This is a genomic window from Providencia sp. PROV174 (assembly GCF_028480685.1).
In the GTDB taxonomy this organism is placed as follows: domain Bacteria; phylum Pseudomonadota; class Gammaproteobacteria; order Enterobacterales; family Enterobacteriaceae; genus Providencia; species Providencia rettgeri.
This window is the reverse complement of record NZ_JAMPOT010000021.1, coordinates 63,558-85,772: the sequence shown is the minus strand read 5'-3', so window position 1 is coordinate 85,772 and position 22,215 is coordinate 63,558. Positions and strand designations below refer to the sequence as shown.

The 22,215-nt window shown below is 40.7% G+C and carries 17 protein-coding genes and 1 pseudogene; 11 read left to right on the top strand and 7 right to left on the bottom strand.

The features are described 5' to 3' along the window. Window positions 1-307: 307 nt before the first annotated feature. Complete coding sequence (locus tag PSE60_RS17305; RefSeq protein ID WP_272666241.1) at window positions 308-2,476, bottom strand: inverse autotransporter beta domain-containing protein; 2,169 nt, start codon at window positions 2,474-2,476, stop codon at window positions 308-310. Window positions 2,477-2,671: 195 nt separating this feature from the next. Next, a complete protein-coding gene (locus tag PSE60_RS17300) occupies window positions 2,672-4,954 on the bottom strand; it encodes an inverse autotransporter beta domain-containing protein (protein WP_272666240.1) in 2,283 nt (760 codons plus the stop codon). A 235-nt stretch (window positions 4,955-5,189) separates the two neighbouring features. Here PSE60_RS17300 and rnz point away from each other — a divergent pair, with 235 nt between their 5' ends. Then, window positions 5,190-6,104 carry a ribonuclease Z gene (gene rnz, locus PSE60_RS17295; RefSeq protein WP_272666239.1) on the top strand — a complete coding sequence of 305 codons (915 nt, stop codon included), beginning with the start codon at window positions 5,190-5,192 and terminating at the stop codon, window positions 6,102-6,104. 42 nt (window positions 6,105-6,146) lie between these two features. Here rnz and deoR read toward each other — a convergent pair whose 3' ends face one another. Next, entirely contained in the window at window positions 6,147-6,926 is a 780-nt protein-coding gene (gene deoR, locus PSE60_RS17290) for a DNA-binding transcriptional repressor DeoR (protein ID WP_272666238.1), read from the bottom strand. Between the two features lie 55 nt (window positions 6,927-6,981). Beyond that, window positions 6,982-7,650: a deoxyribose-phosphate aldolase gene (gene deoC / locus PSE60_RS17285; RefSeq protein ID WP_272666237.1), complete on the bottom strand. Its 669-nt coding sequence runs from the start codon at window positions 7,648-7,650 to the stop codon at window positions 6,982-6,984. 168 nt (window positions 7,651-7,818) lie between these two features. Between deoC and rbsK the strand changes: the two genes are divergently transcribed. The 3 genes and pseudogenes from rbsK (at window position 7,819) to PSE60_RS17270 (ending at window position 11,225) form a co-directional block, all read left to right on the top strand. Further along, window positions 7,819-8,748 (top strand): ribokinase, encoded by a 930-nt coding sequence (rbsK, locus tag PSE60_RS17280; protein ID WP_102139120.1) that lies wholly within the window; start codon window positions 7,819-7,821, stop codon window positions 8,746-8,748. 108 nt (window positions 8,749-8,856) lie between these two features. After that, a pseudogene (fucP, locus tag PSE60_RS17275) lies at window positions 8,857-10,150 on the top strand (L-fucose:H+ symporter permease). A 58-nt stretch (window positions 10,151-10,208) separates the two neighbouring features. Further along, window positions 10,209-11,225, top strand: coding sequence for an aldose 1-epimerase family protein (locus tag PSE60_RS17270; RefSeq protein WP_272666236.1), 1,017 nt, complete (start codon window positions 10,209-10,211; stop codon window positions 11,223-11,225). Between the two features lie 33 nt (window positions 11,226-11,258). Here PSE60_RS17270 and PSE60_RS17265 read toward each other — a convergent pair whose 3' ends face one another. Continuing rightward, window positions 11,259-11,666: a DUF2750 domain-containing protein gene (locus tag PSE60_RS17265; RefSeq protein WP_272666235.1), complete on the bottom strand. Its 408-nt coding sequence runs from the start codon at window positions 11,664-11,666 to the stop codon at window positions 11,259-11,261. 143 nt (window positions 11,667-11,809) lie between these two features. On the opposite strand from PSE60_RS17265, the gene PSE60_RS17260 reads away from it, so the two are divergent. The 6 genes from PSE60_RS17260 to ycaC all read left to right on the top strand — a co-directional run bounded on the left by PSE60_RS17260 (window position 11,810) and on the right by ycaC (window position 18,102). Next, window positions 11,810-12,829 (top strand): mechanosensitive ion channel family protein, encoded by a 1,020-nt coding sequence (locus PSE60_RS17260; protein WP_272666234.1) that lies wholly within the window; start codon window positions 11,810-11,812, stop codon window positions 12,827-12,829. Window positions 12,830-13,101: 272 nt separating this feature from the next. Next, window positions 13,102-15,261, top strand: a complete 2,160-nt coding sequence (locus PSE60_RS17255; protein ID WP_272666233.1) for an ornithine decarboxylase — start codon at window positions 13,102-13,104, stop codon at window positions 15,259-15,261. Window positions 15,262-15,359: 98 nt separating this feature from the next. Continuing rightward, window positions 15,360-16,295 (top strand): uridine-preferring nucleoside hydrolase UriH, encoded by a 936-nt coding sequence (gene uriH / locus PSE60_RS17250; protein ID WP_272666232.1) that lies wholly within the window; start codon window positions 15,360-15,362, stop codon window positions 16,293-16,295. A gap of 3 nt (window positions 16,296-16,298) precedes the next feature. Further along, window positions 16,299-16,772: a DUF6882 domain-containing protein gene (locus PSE60_RS17245; RefSeq protein WP_272666231.1), complete on the top strand. Its 474-nt coding sequence runs from the start codon at window positions 16,299-16,301 to the stop codon at window positions 16,770-16,772. A gap of 357 nt (window positions 16,773-17,129) precedes the next feature. Next, a complete protein-coding gene (locus tag PSE60_RS17240) occupies window positions 17,130-17,339 on the top strand; it encodes a YdgH/BhsA/McbA-like domain containing protein (RefSeq protein ID WP_272666230.1) in 210 nt (69 codons plus the stop codon). Window positions 17,340-17,475: 136 nt separating this feature from the next. Then, complete coding sequence (ycaC, locus tag PSE60_RS17235; RefSeq protein WP_004260919.1) at window positions 17,476-18,102, top strand: isochorismate family cysteine hydrolase YcaC; 627 nt, start codon at window positions 17,476-17,478, stop codon at window positions 18,100-18,102. A gap of 74 nt (window positions 18,103-18,176) precedes the next feature. On the opposite strand, the gene PSE60_RS17230 is transcribed toward ycaC, so the two are convergent. Next, window positions 18,177-19,694 (bottom strand): phosphoethanolamine transferase, encoded by a 1,518-nt coding sequence (locus PSE60_RS17230; RefSeq protein ID WP_272666229.1) that lies wholly within the window; start codon window positions 19,692-19,694, stop codon window positions 18,177-18,179. Window positions 19,695-19,923: 229 nt separating this feature from the next. On the opposite strand from PSE60_RS17230, the gene dusA reads away from it, so the two are divergent. After that, a complete protein-coding gene (dusA, locus tag PSE60_RS17225) occupies window positions 19,924-20,961 on the top strand; it encodes a tRNA dihydrouridine(20/20a) synthase DusA (protein ID WP_272666228.1) in 1,038 nt (345 codons plus the stop codon). Window positions 20,962-21,180: 219 nt separating this feature from the next. Here the strand turns inward: dusA and PSE60_RS17220 are convergent, their stop codons facing one another. Continuing rightward, window positions 21,181-22,164, bottom strand: a complete 984-nt coding sequence (locus PSE60_RS17220; RefSeq protein ID WP_210835686.1) for a quinone oxidoreductase — start codon at window positions 22,162-22,164, stop codon at window positions 21,181-21,183. Window positions 22,165-22,215 lie beyond the last annotated feature (51 nt).

Below are 22,215 nucleotides of genomic sequence, written 5' to 3'. Positions count from 1 at the left end.
AAAAAATAATCTCCTCGCTGATTTGACCGTTTTTTTAGCGCTTGGGAATAAATCTTACCTAAATAAAAACAATTAATTAGCTTATAAATGAATGCGATAATCACACGGGAATATGGCTTTTAAAGGTATGAATAAAAGACGCTGTTTGGTGGGTATGATAGTAAATTTCGTCGTGATGCAATAAAGCCATAAACTCAGTTAGTTAAATTAAAAATGCCCTTATCAACAAGCTCAAGTGCCTTTGTTAAGGGGCATTTTTTGACACGGAAAGAACAATTAAATTACGTCTATTTTCTTATGAAGAGTGTTATCCCATTTTTTGAAATAGCTGCCTTAGCAAACTTAACGGTGTGCGTGTAGGTCTGTTTTGCTCATTTATTGGAGATTTGAAAAGAGTTCCTGTGCTTGGCTGAATATTTATCGCAGATCCATTCCTTAGAAAGTTGACTTGTATGGTTCTACTATCGCCATTTAGGGTCGCAATGACATCCATTGAACCTTCAACTAAACTACTGACTTTTAATTCTGTATATCCATATTCATCAGTCAGGTTAACCGTTGAGATAATGCCATTTAGGGCTGCAAAATGAACCTGCGCACCAGCGATGCTTTGTCGGTTATTATTCACAATATGTAATTTAATTGTATTTTTACTGCTCCCATCTGCCACCGCATTATTTTGAATAATATCAATGCTACCAATAAATGACTGGCTAATATCGGATTTAAAGTTATACATTTCATTAATTTCTGTACCATGATCAATATTTGCTTTTATTGCATAACTTCCTGATACCAAACTGGTAAATTGAATGGAAGCTTCACCTTTACTGTTAGCGATGATGCTATGGGATTGTTCCGGAACTGATTTTGCTGCCTGAGCCTTCCACATAAAATGATTAAGTAATGAATAGTATCCTGTGTTTTTTTGATCGCTAGATTTAAGGCTTGTAGGCAGTGTAAAGTTGACTTTCGCATTGGGTACTGGGTGGCCAAGCGCATCTTTGATGACGACGGCAAAGGTGTTTGTGTCTTTACCATCAGCAACGGCATTGTTTCTTTTGGCGGTATTTGCATGGCTGATGGTGAGAGTGCCTGTGTTAGTCACCTCAATTAACGTTTCCGCTTGTGGCGAAACATTTCCATTGGTGTCATAAGCTGTCACTGTTAAACGATAAAGGTTGAGTTGTGGGTTTTTAACTGTGTTGCTGGCAATTTTGTAAGACGGTAGTTTGACTGAACTCTCTAAACCGTTAAGGTGAATTTCTCCCCCAGCCGCTATCAATTCAGGGGCTTCTATCACTATTTTATCGAGTGGGTATTTAGTGGATAAATTGCGGATAATCGAGAGTTCTTCTCCTGTTATGCCTTGAATAACTTTCGGTAATGACAATGAAATTAAGGTTTTCTTTTGGTATTCCAATACAATATTGTTATTACGGTTAACAAAATCATAGCGGTTACTGGCGATATGACGAGTGGCTTCTACCGCTGAAGCATCAAGATGTTGCGCTAAGCTTTTCCCTAACAACCAATTGAACGCAACTTTTGCACTTGTTTCATTTGCGCCGCTACTGCCCATTTTATGTTCTGCATTTAGCGCGAGGAGGGGAAATGGAGACCAATTGACGCCGAAAGTTGTTGCCATTGGGTTTTTCTGGCGTTCATTTTGACCAAATAAAGCCACATCATCACCGTAATATTGCTCCAGCTTGAGATTCGCACCTAAATTAGCATACGTGGGTAACCAGCCTTCAAATTGAATATCCCAGCCGTTAGCAGGACGCGCATTATACTCATAGGCTAACTCGGACGCACTACGCCAAGTCGATAACCCCAAATAGCTATTCGCACTCATTCGAACATAATCTTGAGCATACTCCACACCAAACCCTAAGCGCGAATGGTAATGGGATAAATCATGATCAAAAAAAGCATTTACTCCGACCATGCTATTTTGCTGGAAATGACGTAATCCAAGGCCGTTATTAGTCTGCAATCGACCATCAGTGCGATGAATACTATGTTGGGAAAATAGCAATAAATCGGGTTGGTCATACCAAGGTACTAACCAATCTAATTGAGAAGTCTTAATTGACAATTTTTTATCTAGGTTAATGTTCAGCCTGGCATTACCTGCTTTGGATAACCAATGCGTTATTTCATCAGTCGCAATATTTGCGGCTTTATGGCGAGCGTAATCTTGCGCCATATCCGTGAGGTTTTTTGTTTTGTTTTCTTTTGATGCGAAATTTGCCGCATTTTGCCCATATTCCGCTAAAAAATGCTCGGTGCTATCTTCAGGTTGGGTTCCTTCAAATTGAGTGGCACTGCTACCGAGTGTTGGTAAATCGTCTGTACTGAGCATTTTGGCATAACTCGGCATGATTGGCGCAATGGCAACTGACCAAATAGCCGTAGAGAGTACTAAGCGGTTTGGTTGCTTTGGCTTCAATTTTGACGAAGGGAGATTCATCGAACATATTCCTGATATCAATATTAACATTGCTATTTTCAGGGTAGAAAGTGCTCAGTGCTTGTGAATTGATTGGATTTAAACGGAAAGGAAATATGCATTATGGAATTGTTAGGAATGGTTATTATTATCTATTGATTAATCGGTGTTTTTTATTTCCCCCTCTAAAGACGAGGGGGAAAAGTTTAAGGAGAATTAAGGTGTCACAGGCACCGTAAATTTAGAGCTAGAATGCCCATTGATAGAAGCAATAATATCAATATCACCCGGTGTTAATAATGTTAAGTAGGTAGAATAATCCCCATCACTCTCTTCATACCAACCAAGGATATTAGTGTTATAACGACCAAGGTCGATATTTTTAGGGTTTATACCCTCAAGTGTGTTGCCAAAGGCATCGCTAAGAGTGACCGTAATGAGCACATCACTGCCAACGGTGACATTATGCGTGGACGATGCAGATATTTCGATGTTTTCGACGACACCTAACTGACCTTGAGGGCCGCTGCCATCAGAATTTTTCGCATTGATAGTGAGTGGTGGATTCACCGTTAGCCTATGTTTAGGTGACGTTTTTCCATGTAAAGAAGCGCTAATGGTGTAATCTCCGGACATTTGCCCTGCAAGTAACCCGCTATACTCACCTAAATTAACCGAACTTTCTTCAATCTCGACAGGAACTTGTTTATTGCCAATATTGACCATGATGATCCCATCTGCGCCAGAAACGGGATTACCATTCACATCGGTTAACCTGAGAGCCATAACAGTTTCTTCTCCTGCATGGGGCGATTGCGTATTCAGGATCTCAATTTTTTTCAATGTTCCGCTGATAAAATAAACAGTAACGGTTTCACTTTGGCCATTTATTGTTGCGGTCACTCTACTAATTCCGCTGTGTACACTAGTGAGTGGCATTTCAATAACTCCTGTTTGATTTGTCACCCCTTGAGCGTCAATTTTACCACGAGTCGCGCTAAAATTAACGGTTTCTCCTGCGATGGGATTACCTAGAGCGTCGGTGATATAGGCAGTAATCATATTGGCTGCTTTACCATTAGCCAATGCTGCTGTCTGAACGATGTTAAGACTTTGTATCACTGGTTGGCTAGTTGTTGCGGTGTTTTTGCTGGTCACTTCAATGAGGGTATCGGTGGTCGATGATGCATTGCCATGAATATCATAAGCAATACCGCTTAAGCGATAACGATTCAATCTTTCCCGTTCTGATGGTGTTGATGCCGTTTTATAAGTGGGTAATTTTACGGTAGCATTTTGACCCGATGAGCTAATAACACCACCGGCAGCGAGTAATTCAGGTGCATTCCAGACAATTTTTTTCAGTGGATATTGCGTTGTTATTGATTGCACCAATGGCAACTCTTGTCCGGCTTCACCTTGAATTTTTGCCGCGAGCTTCAATTGAATTGCTATTTTCTTTTGATAATCAAGAACAATATTGTTATTGCGATTGACGAAGTCAAGGCGGTTACCCGAAACACGTCGTGATTCACCGACTTTAGCAGGGTCAATTTGCTCAATAAAAGTCTTATCAAATGCCCAGTTAAATTGCACTTTGGCACTGGTATCTTGTAATCCACTGCTTATTTTGTGCTCTGCACCCAAGGTGATAAGAGTGAAAGGGGTCCAATTTACACCTAAAGTGGCTGCGGTTGGGTCTTCTTGAAGTTTATTTTTCCCCATTAGAGCAACATTATGACCGACATATTGTTCAAACTTAAGATTAGCCCCCAGTTGCGGGTAAGCCGGTAGCCATCCCTGAGCTTGTACATCCCACCCACGCGCAGGACGTGCATCATAAGCGCGAGTTAGCTCAGATGAACTACGCCATGACGAAACGGGAAAATAGGTATTAGCGCTGAGTTTTAAGTAATCTTGCCAGTATTCAGCGCCAACGCCTAACCGGGAGTGATAATGTGAAAGATCATGATCAAAGAATGCATTGACACCCACAGTGCTCTGCTCGTTGAAATGGCGCAAACCAATCCCATTATTGCTTTGTAGTCGCCCATCCGTGTTGTGAATACTGTGTTGGGTAAATAACAGCATATTAGTTTGTTGATACCAAGGGATCAGCCAATCAAAATGACTATTTTTAAGTGATAATTGCTTATCAAAATTCAGACTGACTTTCACATTACCCGCTTTTGAGAGCCAATGGGTAATTTCCTCTATTGCTGCATTAGCCGCTTGATTACTGAGATAACTTTGTGCCATTTGTGAGATTTCATGGCTATTTTTTTGTTCTGCAAGCCATGATGCGGCAGTTTTACTGTATTGCGCTAAGTTACGTTCGCCATCGTTACTTTCTAGTTTTGGGATAGGACTACCTAAAAGAGGGAGTTCATCCGGTGTTAGCATTTTTGCATCGCTGGACAATGTTGGCATAATAGTTAATGAACATGTCGCCACCAATAAGGCCAAAGGGGCAGGAAATTTCTTTTTAGAGCAAAGCATTAAATATATTCCTAGATTGGATATTCATTTTTAGTATTGTGGAATATGCGGCGTAAAAAACGCTTGGGAATTAATTGGATTAATACAGAAAAGGGATTTGTATATTGGAAAAATCAGGAATAACCGACGTTTATTTATAATTGGAAAATATTGAATAATAGATGAATAAAATAAATAAATTTTCTATTGGAAAAAATCTTACCATAATAAAAACAATAAATTAGATGAGGGCATTATGGAATTAACATTTTTAGGAACCAGTGCTGGTGTGCCGACAAAAGAGCGAAATGTCACCAGTATGATATTAAATTTAGTCGGCATCCGTAAAAGCTACTGGTTATTTGATTGTGGTGAAGGGACACAGCACCGTATTTTAAACAGCCCATTTAAAGCGCCCAAGATTGAGAAAATTTTTATTACTCATTTACATGGCGACCATATTTTTGGTTTACCCGGTTTGTTATGTAGCCGCTCTATGGGGGGAGCTACAGACCCACTGATTGTTTATGGGCCGAAAGGGTTAAAACAATATATTGAAACGGTACTCACCGTGAGTGTGTCTTATATGACATACCCACTGGAGATAGTGGAAATCGAAGCTGGCCTGTTATTTGACGATGGGGAGCTGATTGTGACGGCCTATGCCCTTGATCACCGTGTGGAGTGCTATGGCTATCGTATTGAAGAACATCCGAAAAGTGGCGCACTAGACGCGGCGAAATTAGCCAATGATAATATTCCTCGTGGCCCTTGGATGCAGGCACTCAAGGCAGGGGAAACGATAGTTCTTGATGATGGCCGAACAGTCAATGGGGCTGATTACCTCGGTGAGCCCGTTCCCGGTAAAGTCGTTGCGATTTTTGGCGATACGCAACCGACAGAGCAAGCGTTGGAACTCGCGAGAAATGCCGATGTGATGATCCATGAAACAACCTTAGAAGCGGAGTTTGCAGAAAAAGCTAATGAGCGAGGGCACTCGACTACGGTACAAGCGGCTGAGCTAGCTCGTGCGGCAGGCGTTAAACGGTTTATTGCCACTCACTTGAGTGGTCGCTATACGAGTGAGGATATCCCAAAATTACTTGCGGAATGCCAAGCTGTGTTCCCCGCGAGCGAAATCGCAGAAGACTATTTGACAGTGAAGATCTAATGTCAGCGGGCAAGATATTGTCCGCTTAATCTATTGATGGTTTTAATAAATTACTTTCACAAAGCCATTACGACAATATGTCTCATATTCATCAGAAAGTTGCCTGTTTGTGACTATCACATCAAATTGTGATAATTCCCCCATATTGGCGGTAGCGACTTCATCAAACAGGTTATAAGGGGCGAGTAAAATCTTACGGATAGATTTTTCCATCGCTTTTTTCTTCATGGGTAAATCATCGAGATTATAGCAAGTTACGCCAAAATTCCCATGCACACCAGCTGCTGAAATAAAGGCTTTTTTCGGGTTGATTGAATCAAGTAATGAAGGGAGTGATGGGTTGTAAAAAGAATCACTTTTAGGGCGATATTCCCCGCCACATAATAGCGCAGTGGCATTTTTTTTCTGGCTAAGAGCGAGAAAAACGTTATGTGAATAACAAATGCCCGTAAAATTGATCTCTTCAGGAATGAGGGAGATCAGGGTTGCCATTTCAATGCCATTATCAAAGAAGATCACATCATCTTCTGTCACCATGCTAGCGGCAAGGTTCGGGATATATAATTCTTCCGTTTGATCTGGGGTAAACACGTCCGCTTGTTGTTCATTAGCGACTAAATTAGCAGGTTGGGTAACAGAAACTATATAGCCACCAAGCAGTGACATGGGGATGGGGCCTTCTGTATCTGCGCTGAGATCTCGTCGAATAGTCATTTCTGAGACTTCGAGTATTCTAGCGGCTTCTTTTAAATGAATGCGGCCTGAGCGTTTTAAACATTCACTTAAACGACGAAGGCGTTCTTTTTGTTTAGTTTCTATCACCCTACGATCCTTTTATGATATACAAAATTGGCGCGGTTAGACCGCGCCCCATCACTTAATAGTCACTTGGTTTGGTGTTATTGCCTGTGACAATGGCAACGCTAGCACTAGCACCAACACGGTTTGCGCCTGCTTTAACCATTTTAATTGCGGTTTCACGGTCACGCACACCACCAGAGGCTTTTACACCGACTTCATCGCCAACCACTTTGCGCATCAGGGCGACATGGTGTTCTGTTGCGCCCATTGTACTGAAACCTGTTGAAGTTTTCACAAAACCGACTTTAATTGTGCGGCAAATTTCACAAACTTGAGTAATTTCTTCATCGGTTAATAGGCAATTTTCTAAAATAACTTTTAATGTTGCTTTACCACAGGCAGCAAATACCGCTTCAATGTCTTTGCGAACAAAGTCTAAGTCGCCACTTTTGAGCATGCCAATGTTGATAACCATATCCACTTCATCAGCACCACGGCGTACGGCTTCTGCAGCTTCAAATGCTTTGGTTTCCGTTAAGCCTGCACCTAGTGGGAAGCCTACCACACAGCAAACCTTAACGTCGCTGTTTTTTAAAAGTTCACTGGCTAAAGGAACATAACCCGTGTTTACGCACACCGATGCAAAATGGTGTTCTGCCGCTTCCGTACACAGTTTGGTAATATCGCTGACAGTCGCATTCGCAGCAAGTAAAGTGTGATCAATATATTTTGCTAAGTCTTGCATTTTCAACTTTCCTATATAAATGTGGGATAGACAACAAAGAATGAGGAAATGTGGTAGATATAACACTTGATCATTCGTTATTCGAGATCCTAATCACAAATGATATTTTTGCAACATGATAATGTTACTATCATATCATTATGTGATTTATTTAACACGAGGGACATTATGGATATAGCAGTTATTGGTTCAAACATGGTTGATTTGATCACTTACATCGATCAAATGCCAAAAGAAGGCGAAACGTTAGAAGCGCCAGCTTTCAAAATTGGTTGCGGTGGTAAAGGTGCGAACCAAGCGGTTGCTGCTGCTAAGTTAAATTCAAAAGTGATCATGTTAACCAAAGTTGGTGATGATATTTTTGCAGATAATACGATCCGTAATCTTGAGTCTTACGGTATTAATACCCGTTATGTGGAAAAAGTACCTTGTACCTCAAGTGGCGTCGCACCTATTTTTGTTAATCAAAATTCATCAAATAGTATTTTGATCGTCAAAGGGGCGAATAAATTTTTATCACCTGAAGATATTGATCGTGCAGCGGAAGATCTGAAGAAATGTAAATTGATCGTTCTGCAATTAGAGGTCCAGCTTGAAACGGTTTATCACGCGATTTCATTCGGCAATAAGCATGGGATCCCAGTATTACTGAACCCAGCCCCTGCACAACGTACGCTCGATCTCGATTTTGCCTGCCGATGTGATTTCTTTGTCCCTAATGAAACGGAACTCGAAATTTTAACCAATATGCCAGTCGACACGATGGATAACATTCGTCGTGCTGCGCAGTCTTTATTGGATAAAGGGTTAAAAAACGTCATCGTAACATTAGGGGAAAAAGGGGCGTTATGGATGACTCGCGACAGCGAGTTACATATACCCGCAATTAAAGTAAATGCGATTGACACCAGTGGTGCAGGGGATGCCTTTATCGGCTGCTTCTCACATTACTATGTCCATACGGGGAATATTGAAGAAGCACTGAAAAAAGCAGTGATGTTTTCGGCTTTTAGTGTGACAGGGAAAGGAACTCAATCTTCTTATCCAAGTGTTGAGCAATTTAATGAATTTGTGCAAATCAACACAGCTAATGAATAGCTAAATAATAATAGTCCAACGTAGCTATATACCCTTTGAATAATTAAGTGGTCATCAGAGCCACATAGCCACTCATCGGGTATAAATTATAAAAATATAAGGGTTACTATGAACATTAAGAACATCACTCAGTTACCGGATGGCTACCTGAGTAAGACGCCTCTATTCCAATTTATCCTACTATCGTGCCTGTTCCCATTATGGGGATGTGCAGCAGCATTAAATGATATTTTAATCACACAGTTTAAAAGTGTTTTTGAACTCAGCAACTTCGCCTCGGCTTTAGTACAAAGCGCATTCTATGGTGGTTATTTCTTAATCGCTATTCCTGCGTCGTTAGTGATCAAAAAAACCAGCTATAAATATGCCATTATGGTGGGACTGATCCTGTATATCGCAGGTTGCAGTATGTTCTTCCCTGCTTCTCATATGGCGACTTATACCATGTTCTTGGCGGCTATTTTCGCCATTGCGATCGGTTTAAGCTTCCTCGAAACCGCTGCGAATACCTATAGTTCAATGATAGGTCCGAAACAATACGCCACATTGCGTTTAAATATTAGCCAAACCTTCTACCCAATTGGCGCCGCAGGCGGGATCTTACTGGGCAAGTATCTGGTATTTTCCGAAGGGGATAGCTTACAAAACCAAATGGCGGGAATGAATGCGGAGCAAATCCATGAGTTCCGTTTAGCCATGCTGGAAAATACCCTCGAACCTTATCGTTACATGATTATGGTATTGGTTGTGGTAATGATTTTATTCCTTATTACCAAGTTTCCTAAATGTAAAGTGGCAGAAACGCAAGATCATAAGCGTCCTACTGCATTAGAAACCTTAAAATATTTAGCGAAAAATAGCCGCTTTAGAAAAGGAATTATTGCCCAATTCTTATATGTCGGAATGCAAGTGGCAGTATGGTCATTTACCATTCGTCTCGCATTAGAAATGGGGGATATTAACGAACGTGATGCCTCGAATTTCATGGTGTATAGCTTCGCTTGTTTCTTTATTGGTAAGTTTATTGCCAATATTTTAATGACCCGCTTTAATGCAGAAAAAGTCCTAATTATCTACTCGGTGATTGGTGCGCTGTTCCTAATTTATGTTGCATTTATTCCGAGTTTTACAGCGGTCTATGCAGCGGTGATGGTCAGTATTCTGTTTGGACCTTGCTGGGCAACCATTGGATACTGTGGATAATGAGCATACTGAAATGGCCGGGGCGGTCATTGTGATGGCGATTGTCGGTGCTGCGGTTGTCCCTGCTGTTCAAGGCTATGTCGCAGATATGCTGCACTCATTACAACTTTCATTCCTCGTTTCCATGTTGTGTTTCGTGTATGTCGGTATTTACTTTGTTGGTGAACGCCGTTTTAAAGCGAAACAAGCCACGAAATAGTCTTCAAACTGGGTAGCGTGTGCTACCCAACTTCTTTTATTAAACCGTGAGTATGAAAATGAAAACATTGATACCGCTTCACAAAAGCTTATTTACGGAAAACCCGACGCTTATTCTAAAAAATAACCAATTTACTGCCACGGCATTTCGTTATCACACTGGCGTGGAAGGGTTACGAATTGAAAATCAACAAGGGCATTTAACTATTTTGCCTTTTTTAGGACAAATGATTTGGGATGCGGAATTTTGTGGCAAAAATCTGAAAATGGAAAATATGTTTTCAGCGCCAAAACGTGTTCCAACAGTAGTTGAAACCTACGGTTGCTTTGCATTCCATTCAGGTTTAATCAGCAATGGTTGTCCTTCTCCAGAAGATTCACATCCATTACATGGAGAAATGCCCTGTGCATCAATGGATAGCGCTTGGCTGGAACTGACAGACGAAAGCTTGAACGTTGTCGGCGAATATGAGTATGTGATGGGTTTTGGTCACCATTACCGTGCGACACCGTCAGTGCAATTAAATGCGGGCAGTGCATTATTTGATATTCATATGTCAGTCACCAATTTAGCATCGGTTCCTATGCCTCTCCAATATATGTGCCATATGAATTATGCTTACGTGGAGAATGCAACGCTAACACAAAATATTCCTGAAAATGCGATTAAATTGCGTGAATCAATACCGGGGCATGTACAGCCAACTGAAAAATGGCTCGAATTTAATGAAGCATTGAAATCTGGCAAAGTCTCATTAAATCAGCTTAATCAGCCACAAATGTGTGACCCTGAAATTGTGTTTTTTATGGATGACCTCAGCCAATATACCGCAACGCCTGAGTTTAGGATGATTTCACCCGCAGGAGATACGTTTGTTACGCGTTTTAAATCTAACCAACTAAATTATGCAACTCGTTGGATTTTGTACAATGGTGACCAAAAAGTTGGCGCATTTGTATTGCCTGCCACTTGTCGTCCAGAAGGCTTTTTAGCCGCAAAAAATAGCCAAACTCTGATTTGGTTAGAAGCGGGGCAAACCCGTGAATTCACCGTGACCACCGGTGTTGAAAAGTAGTTCTCGTAATAAAAGGCAGTGAATTGCTGCCTTTTACTCATATTGCTGATATTCTTCTTCTAAATCAGCGAGAAGTGCCGCCGCATCATAAACTAATGTTTTTTTCCCATCAGGTTGCATCATCAACGCAACCTTAATATTTGCTTCATGCATATCAGGTAAAATTTCTGTCATCAAGTGTTCAAGAGTAAATAGCATTGGCGTAAAATTCGCCCACTCACCCGTTAAACACAACTCAACATACGCTTTGGCAGGCCAGAGGGGCAGAAAGAGGCATTTTTCATCATTCCATGCGGTAACGAGGTTTTCCCCATCACCGAGGCTCCATACCTGCTCCCAGTCAGCTATTTTACCAATGAAATAGTTATACTGTTGGGACGGCCTAAGTGCATGGACATTGTCTATTTCTTTGTCATTTGGGGAAAATAGGTTGTTATTCATTATTGGATAATCTAAAAAGTAACTGATAATTATTGGGAAAATTATCTTTATAATTGTTATCTTAATAACAAGATAACGAGAAATAATACACAGTAAAACAAATAAAAATAAGATCTATCAGGTAAATTTTAGGGCGGTTAGAAATGATAGAAGTATTACTTGAAAAATATGCGATTGGCATGACCTTAATTGCGGCTTTTCTCGCAGTCTATTTAGTTTTTGAGGTTGTACATAAACGACGTAAACATAAACATAAGCGCAAAAGTATTTTGATCCATGTGGTTCAAACTCTTGTGCTGTGTGGCGTGGTGATTGTTATTGCTCAATATGTAGACATGGCCGCAACGGATTTTGATTTAACCTTTATTTCAACTTCTCTGGTTAATTTTATAACCATCTCATTGATTGCATTGATTTTAATGCGAAAGCTGTTCCAGTTAGCGAACCGATTAGAAAAAACGCAGATTAAAAAAGGTAGTGACCCCACTTCGGCACGTATTGTCGCCCGCGTATTTAAAACCGCAATATTTGTCATTATGGTGCTACTGTTTGGTGAGCATTTTGGAATGAGCCTTTCTGGTTTGATGGCATTTGGCGGGATTGGCGGCATTGCTATCGGTATGGCTGGTAAAGATATCCTAAGTAACTTTTTCTCTGGGTTAATGCTCTATTTTGATCGGCCCTTCAACATTGGTGACTGGGTCAGCTCACCGGATCGAAATATCGAAGGAACGGTGGTTGAAATCGGTTGGCGGATCACCAAAATTATTACGTTTGACCACCGCCCGCTATATATCCCCAACTCGGTTTTTTCTTCTATTAGTGTGGAAAACCCAGGGCGCATGACTAACCGGCGCATCAAAACTGAAATTGGCTTACGTTACGAAGATTCAGACAAAATTGGGGCGATTGTCGACGATATCCGCACAATGTTACAACAAGATGCGAATATCGATACCAGCCAAACCTTATTAGTTTATTTCGATGCTTTTGCCGACTCTTCGTTAAATATTATGGTGTATTGCTTTACCAAAACAACAGTTTGGGCGGAATGGTTAGCGGCGCAACAAGCCGTGTATTTGAAGATCATTGAAATAGTTAAACGCCACGATGCGGACTTTGCATTCCCATCACAGACTTTGTATGTGGAAAAAAACAACTAACGTCCCATTACGGATAAATTGACCGATTAATTGGTGGTGATCACCGGGTTAATTGGTTAATTTATCTTTTTATTATCTTTATGATGGCCTGAAGTATGGGGGAGTGGGTTGTGATGAGATAGAATTTTTATGCTATTAACCAGTGGCTTATAAAATATATTCGACTTTCTAAATCTAGCTATCTTTTCTTACCATGCTAATCATTTCAATTCCCTGATCTATCAAGTATATTGTCCGCCTCTTTTCCTCAGCTAACTAAGAGCCAGACTGCTATGAACAAAATCAATGTGGCATGTAGCCAGGGGGTCGCAATCTATTTCACTAATCAATTTCAGTGGGTAGATATTCGCGATGCACAGTTAAACAATATTGCCGCTGTCGTGCTATCTGAACAAGATGCCAACCAAGGGTTGTGGGAAAGAGTCGTTGAGAGTCAGCTGAGTATTCCGCTGTTTATCATCAGTGATAAACAGCTGCCAACCGATGAAAATTTACCACCTTATTTGACGGCGCTATTACCACCCGCCCCCGCTGCTCGTGAAGAAAATAGTCGTCAATTACTTGATGCTGCGAATCAATATCTTGAGCAGTTATTACCGCCATTTTTTGCTCGAATGATGGATTATGCTGCGGGTCATAATGTGACTTTTGCCTGCCCAGGGCACCAAGGCGGCCAATTTTTCCGTCGCCACCCGACAGGGGAGCAGTTTTATCAATTTTATGGTGAAAACCTGTTCCGTACCGATTTATGTAATGCTGATGTCGCAATGGGCGATTTATTGATCCACGAAGGCGCAGCTAAAGAAGCGCAAAAATTCGCCGCAAAAGTGTTCAATGCGGACAAAACTTATTTTGTATTAAATGGCACTTCATCATCCAATAAAGTGGTGCTAAACGCGCTATTAACACCGGGTGATTTAGTTTTGTTCGATCGTAATAATCATAAATCAAACCACCATGGGGCGCTGATACAGGCAGGGGCAACACCTATCTACCTTGAAACGGCACGTAATCCTTTTGGTTTTATTGGTGGTATTGATGCGCACTGCTTTAGCGAAAGTTATTTACGTGGAGTTATCCAAGAAGTGATGCCGGAAAAAGCGCAAGCCAAACGACCATTTCGCTTAGCGGTGATCCAACTTGGAACTTATGACGGCACTGTGTATAACGCAAGGCAAGTCGTTGATAAAATAGGTCATTTATGTGATTACATTTTATTCGATTCTGCGTGGGTCGGTTACGAACAATTTATTCCCATGATGCGCCAGTGCTCGCCATTACTACTTGAATTAAATGAAAACGACCCCGGAATTATGGTCACTCAGTCAGTTCATAAACAACTGGCTGGTTTTTCTCAAGCATCACAAATCCATAAAAAAGATAATCATATCAAAGGGCAAGAGCGCTTTGTTTCACACAAAAAACTCAATAATGCTTTTATGATGCACGCCTCTACCAGCCCATTTTATCCTTTATTTGCTTCTTTAGATGTCAATGCACGTATTCACCAAGGTGATGCAGGTAAAATGATGTGGATGGACTGTGTGAAAGTGGGAATTGAGGTAAGAAAATCGATATTTCAGCACTGCCGCTATTTTAAGCCTTTTGTCCCTGAAATTGTTGATGGCAAGTTATGGCAAGAATACCCTACAGAGCAGATCGCCGCTGAGCAGCGTTTCTTTAACTTCATACCGCAAGAGCGTTGGCATGCATTTGAGGGGTATGCGCAGGATCAGTACTTTGTGGACCCTTGCAAACTGATGCTAACGACCCCGGGTATTGATGTTGAAAGTGGAGAATATGAAGCTTTTGGCGTACCTGCGACGATATTGGCGCATTTTTTACGTGAACATGGTGTGATCCCTGAAAAATGTGACTTAAACTCAATTTTATTTTTGTTAACCCCTGCAGAAACACAGGAAAAATTAGCGCTATTGGTCTCTCATTTAGTACGTTTTGAGCAATTACTGGATGAAGACGCACTATTGGAAGAGGTTTTGCCATCGGTTTATCAACGCTATCAAGAGCACTATCAAGGCTATACCTTGCGTCGTTTGTGCCAAGAAATGCACCAACTCAGCGTTAATGACAATATTAAACAGCTGCAAAAAGAGATGTTCCGTAAAGCGCATTTCCCTGAAGTGAAAATGGCGCCTCAGCAAGCACATTTAGAATTTATTCGAGGCAACTGTGAATTATTGCCATTGGATGAATTAGAAGGACGTATTGCTGTTGAAGGGGCATTACCGTACCCTCCGGGCGTATTGTGCGTTGTGCCTGGGGAAGTATGGTCAGGGCCAGTACTGCGCTATTTCAAAGCACTTGAAACCGGTATTAATGCATTACCGGGCTTTGCGCCGGAATTACAAGGTGTGTATATTTCAAAAAATGAAGGTGAGAAAAAACGTGTTTATGCGCATGTTTTAAAATAAATTTCTGAATATTCAGATATTAAGCATAGATTTTACCTTACTAGCTCGCTAAATTGGGGTCAGTGCCATTTCTGACTCCAATTTTAATAAGGTAAGGTATGAGCAAAAAAATAATCCTCGATTGTGATCCCGGCCATGACGACGCTATCGCTTTATTACTGGCTTATGGTAACCCTGACATTGAATTATTGGCGGTAACAACTGTTGCTGGCAATCAAACCCTCGAAAAAGTCACTCATAATGCACTGGCTATCGCTGAAATGGCGAAAATTACGGGTATTCCCTTTGCCGCAGGTTCAGCACGTCCGTTAGTTCGGGAAATTGAAGTTGCACCTGATATTCATGGGGATTCAGGGCTTGATGGGCCTGTACTACCGACGCCAACATTGCAGCTTGATGAAAGACATGCTGTTTCACTGATTATCGAAACTATTATGTCTCACCCCCCTAAAACGGTAACTTTAGTGCCTACTGGCGCATTAACCAATATTGCGCTTGCTGCTCGCCTTGAGCCTCGTATTGTCGAGCGAGTTAAAGAAGTGGTGCTGATGGGAGGAGGCTATCATGTTGGGAATTGGAGTGCGGTAGCTGAATTTAACATCAAAATAGACCCAGAAGCGGCTCATATTGTTTTCAATGAAAAATGGCCGTTAACCATGGTGGGCTTAGACCTTACCCATCAAGCGCTGGCAACTTCTGATGTGGTGAATAAAATTGCTGCGATTGGCAGTGATTGTTCACAGTTTGTCGTCGAACTACTGGATTTCTTTGGGAAAATGTACAAACAAGCCCAAGGCTTCGATGCTCCGCCAGTACATGACCCTTGTGCGGTTGCTTATGTTATTGCTCCGACTGTAATGACCACACAAAAAGTCCCTATAAATATTGAGCTTACTGGGACACACACGTTAGGCATGACAGTGGCTGATTTCCGCCATCCAGCGCCTGAAAATTGCCATACTCAAGTTGCTGTTAAATTAGATCATCATAAATTTTGGCAGTTAATTATCAATGCATTAAAAAATATTGGGTAATCAATGGATAATGAAATAGAACAAATGCCTTATGAGGCATTAATTGAACGTAGCATGAACGCGTTACAGACCAAAAACCAATTTCATTGTGATACATGGAAATTAGATGAAGCAGATTGGTCAGTGAATCAAGACGAAGGAACCATTATTTTTCATGCACCTGATAATCTTATGGCAACAGCGCCGGTGCAAATTGTTGGCACATATGACCAAAGCCAAGGTAGTTGGATGTGGAGTTGGGCAAACAGTTCTATCGACAGCGCTTTAACACAAGATGCAATCGCGGTGAAAGCTTATGGTGAGCGGAAAGACAATGCATTATTAACCGCTCGCATTAGTCAAATCGAAGAATATGACGCATGGCAATTAACGGCATTAGCCTGTGAACTCAATAGTCAACAAGGGGTATACCGTGGAATTGCGGGGCATACTTTGATCTTTATGACATTTGGTGAGGTTTCTCTTCAGCAAATTTAGGTTGTATTGGTGCCTTATCTCTGGTCGATAAGGCATTTTAACTCCTTTACTCCATAACCTATTCGTTACACTCACTTTTTCAATGAGGAACTTGCTATCAGCAGTAACTCCAGAATTGGCTGAGTAACTTATTGAATTAATAAAGAGTTAACTAATCATCGATGGTTGGATCGATGTATTCCGCCACTTAGCCATCAATAAATCTCTTTCTTATTCCTCTTACATTCATTTCTTTCAGTTTAATTGAATAAGATGAGCGATATTATTAGCTTTAACCTAAATGTGATTATCGATAAGATACCTTCATCGCAGACAACAAGGGTTGTCTCATTGAATAATAAGTGAAGGAATTAGACTATGAACATGTTAAAAACTTTGATGACAGCTTCTGTATTATCTTTCGTTGCATTTGGTGTATCAGCAGCAACAATCACTGCAACAGGTGATACGCTGGCTTCAACAGAAGCAAAAATTGCCGCTAAAGCGAAAGCAGCTGGTGCGGATAGCTATACAATCACCAGTGCTCGTATGGGAAATTTTGTCACAATGAGTGCAGAAACTAAATAACGAATTGTGTGAATTCATCTTATTGAAATATTTTTGATGAAAAGTGGTGTTTTAGAGCAGTAAGTAGATTAAATGCCACTTTTGTTTTATCTAAACCAACATAGAGTACTTTTCTAATCATTGAGGAGTCGCTGATATGAGCTTTAAATATAACCGCCTAGATAAAGATAATGCAGCTGTATTACTTGTCGACCATCAAACGGGTTTGTTATCGCTAGTTCGTGACCAAGATCCAGACAAATTCAAGAATAGCGTGTTAGCACTAGCCGATCTGGCAAAGTATTTTAACTTACCAACTATTTTGACGACATCTTTTGAAGATGGTCCTAATGGCCCATTAGTTCCTGAATTAAAAGAAACATTTCCGGATGCCCCTTTCATTGCCCGCCCAGGGCAAATCAACGCGTGGGATAACGAAGAGTTTGTCAAAGCTGTCAAAGCCACGGGTAAAAAGCAGCTAATTATTGCCGGTGTTGTGACAGAAGTGTGTGTGGCCTTTCCTGCACTATCTGCACTGGAAGAAGGCTATGAAGTTTTTGTTATTACTGATGCCTCAGGTACATTTAACCCAATAACACGTGATGCCGCATGGGATAGAATGTCAAAAGCAGGAGCTCAGCTAATGAGCTGGTTTGGTGCTGCTTGTGAATTACACCGTGACTGGCGTAATGATGTGGAAGGGTTAGGGACGTTGTTTTCAAACCATATCCCTGATTACCGTAACTTAATGACTAGCTATGCACTGCTTTCTGCGAAAAAATAGTGTGTGACTGAGTATTAAAATGACATAATTGGTTTAGTAACCCCCGATATGTATTTGCGCATATCGGGGGGTATTTATTTAATACTATCATCTGATAGCCGGTCATAATCGATGTGTTGTTGGTCGGAGTTAACAACTGTATTTTGGTTACTACAGTCGTCATTCGATAACATTTTACAGGATGTATTTCTATTATCTTGTTTTATTCCTAGCCATTCTGAAAATAAATCAAATAAATAAAGCCCACTTCTTCGTGCTTGTATTATTTCTTTCTTATCAGAATCAGATGAGGTGATAAAAAGTGGGACATCAAAATTTTGATGGCGGCTATAGCCATGAATTAGGTCTTGCTGTTGGTCGATAAAAGAGAGCCCATGGTCTGAAAAATATAACATAGACCAAGTTTTTTGGGTTTTTGATAGTTCAGCGTACACTTGAGAAAGAAGTAAATCGGTATTTTTTATACTCTGAATATAACAAGATAAGTCTTTGCTTTTATAAAATGTATCGTACTGCTCAGAAACTCTTGTGCAAAATGGAGAGTGGCTACCAATTAAGTGAATAACAATTAATTTTTTAGGGGCAGGGTTATTAAGTGATTCAATAAACTTAGGTAAGACTGGACCATCATCCGAGATTACCGTATCAGAAATTTTTGCTTTACCACTAACAAAGTACGTTTTTCCCGCTTTTTTAGCAATAGAAGCGACAGGGCCATCATGTTTACCACTTTGTCCTTGTCGTGATATCCAAAACGTACTAAAGCCTGCTTTGTTTGCCAATGTAATGATGTTGTTAGGCATTGTTGGGTACATAGAAAGGCTTCTTGATAATGATAAATTCGTAGATCCTGCTGCTGCGATGTAGTTATTATAAAAAACGCCATTAACGTTGTTCATAAAAGGTGTGTTATTGATAGGAAACCCATAGTTATTCATGAAATCACGGCGCACACTTTCGCCTATGATGACAACATAAGTGTCATATGGACTATCAGTGGTGAGAGAACCGAAAGTGTTATCCCCTTCTATCGATTTTTTTTCTTTATCTAAGTAGTCTAAATAGTACAAACTTTCAGTAAAAAATCTAATTTCAGGAAGGCCAGATGTTAAAAACAGTTTCGGGCTGTTGCTATAAACCGCTTTGAATGGTTGTATCAGTACCACGATAATAAAAAATGAAAATCCACCTATTCTTATTTTCTTACTAAAATTGAATTTAATTCGGCAAATAAAAATTCCAAAAAAGAATAGTAGGATAGACCAGATATAGTACCTTAAGTTTATATTGCTAATAAACCCTTTAGCTTCTTCGGTATTAGTATAATAAAAGGATGAAAAAATATTATAGTCAGGAGGACCATAAAGTACGCCAACAGGGAAATAAAACGATGCAACTACAGTGTAAAATAAGATAGTAGCCAAATAGAGTTTTCTATACTTATTTAAGAATATAGCGAATCCCGTAATAGCCAGTACATAAAAAGGCTTAAAGTGATACCCCATAGCATAATGGACAAGCGTAAAAAATAGAAATATTAAGACTATATTTAATAAGAAACTGTTTTTAGTGAGAAATTTTGCTACTGGCATATTTTTATTTTGGGGTTTTATACGTTAACTTTATGAAAAATGTGACAACATACTTTTATCTTGTCACGAAAATTGGTTCTTTAGCTATTAATTTTTTGTCATTGTAAGAACAATGAGAGTGGTATTGCCGCATAACTTCTACTCTATCCTCATTTTTGCCTGTGCTATAATAATCTATCTTAACTTTTTATGCCAAATTAATACATTGATGACATTCAACCAGGTAAAAATGCACGGAAACACGACAAATATAAAAAACAATGAAAACAAGAGTTTTCAAGGTAAGACACACTATACCAACCTAAACCGATTTTCCGTTGCGCCGATGCTCGATTGGACAGATCGCCATTGCCGTTACTTTCATCGCCTATTAAGCAAAAATACCTTGTTGTATACCGAAATGGTCACAACGGGAGCGATTATTTACGGGAAAGGGGATTACCTTGCTTTTAGTGAGGAAGAGCATCCAGTCGCATTACAACTTGGCGGCAGCGATCCTACTGCATTAGCACAGTGTGCGAAACTGGCTCAAGAACGTGGTTATGATGAAATTAACTTAAATGTGGGATGCCCATCAGATCGCGTCCAAAATGGGCGTTTTGGCGCTTGTTTAATGGGTGATGCCCAATTGGTTGCCGATTGTGTGAAAGCTATGCAAGACGTTGTTTCTATTCCTGTTACGGTCAAAACTCGTATTGGTATTGATGAACAAGATAGCTACGAATTTTTATGCGACTTCATTGAAACCGTTTCTCACCAAAGCGGCTGCGAAATGTTTATTATTCATGCGCGTAAAGCATGGTTATCAGGCCTTAGCCCAAAAGAAAATCGTGAAATCCCACCGTTAGACTACCTGCGTGTTTACCAGCTAAAACGTGATTTTCCGCATCTGACGATGGCCATTAATGGCGGTATTAAAACCTTAGAAGAAGCCAAACAGCACCTTCAATATTTAGATGGTGTGATGGTGGGGCGTGAAGCCTATCAAAATCCGTCAATTTTAACCGCAGTCGATAACCAATTATTTGGTGAGCACTTTCCTGTCACCAATGGTGTTGATGCGGTTAGGGCGATGTACCCTTATATAGAAAATGAATTAACAAAAGGCGCTTATTTAGGCCATATGACTCGCCATATGTTAGGAATTTTTCAAGGTATCCCCGGTGCACGCCAATGGCGCCGTCATTTAAGTGAAAATGCACATAAAAAAGGCGCTGACTTAGCCGTTGTTGAGCAAGCTCTGGAGTTTGTCACTCGCGGTGAATAGCTTAGTGCGAAGAGAAAAGAAAAAGCGCCTATTGGCGCTTCAGACAGCTGACAAACATATTATGTTTGTCAGCAAGTCTAATAGGTTTTGAGAATAAATTAGGAAAATCAATCTATTGATTTTCGGCTGATAACACAAAGCGGGAAAAACCACGCTTTTATCTCGCTTTGTCAACAACCTCAAGCGCCTATTGGCGCTTTTTGTATGTTGGGCGGCTGATTACGGAATTAATAAACTTGAGCCTTGGGTTTTCCTCGATTCGATGGTGATATGGGCTTTTTGCGCATCTTTTAGGGCAAAAATTTGTGATTGCGGCACATCTACATTCACTTTTCCGCTTAAAATCATATCAAATAAGGCATTACTAGCTTGGTCTAGCTCAGCGCGGTTAGTCACATACACACCAAGTGATGGGCGAGTGACATATAACCCGCCTTTTTGGTTTAAAATCCCTAAATTTACACCGGTGACAGGGCCTGAGGCATTACCAAAACTAACCATCAAGCCACGGCGTTTGAGCGAGTCTAACGAGGCAAGCCATGTGGATTGCCCTACAGAATCATACGCCACATTTACTTTTTCGCCATTAGTGATTTCTTTCACGCGAGCTGCAATGTCTTCTGTTTGGTAGTTGATGACTTCCCATGCCCCGGCATCTTTGGCTCTTAATGCTTTATCCGCAGAACCCACAGTGCCTATCATCTTAGCACCGAGTGCGTTTGCCCACTGGCAAGCTATCAGCCCAACACCACCTGCTGCGGCATGGAACAGAAAGGCTTCATCACGTTTCAGTTGATAGGTTTGATGGAATAAGTAATAAACCGTCATGCCTTTTAATGAGCTGGCGGCGGCTTGTTCAAAAGTAATACTATCAGGGAGATGGGCAACCGCACTCTCAGGCACGTTATGGATTTCGCTATAAGCGCCTAAAGGGCCTTGCGCATAAACGACACGGTCACCTGGTTTGAAACCTGTAACATGTGCACCTGTTTTCACAACAACACCCGCTGCTTCTGTACCTAGACCACAGGGAAGTTGAGCAACAGGATATAAGCCGCTGCGAACGTAGGTATCGATAAAGTTAATCCCGATAGCCCGGTTTTCAATTTGAATTTCGTTATCTGCTGGATTTGCTGGGGAATAATCTACCAAGTTAAGTACGTCAGCGCCGCCATGTTGCGCGAATTCAATACGTTTTGCCATGACAATCTCCAATAAGGACTATTCGTTTTAATTACAATAACAATCGTTTTA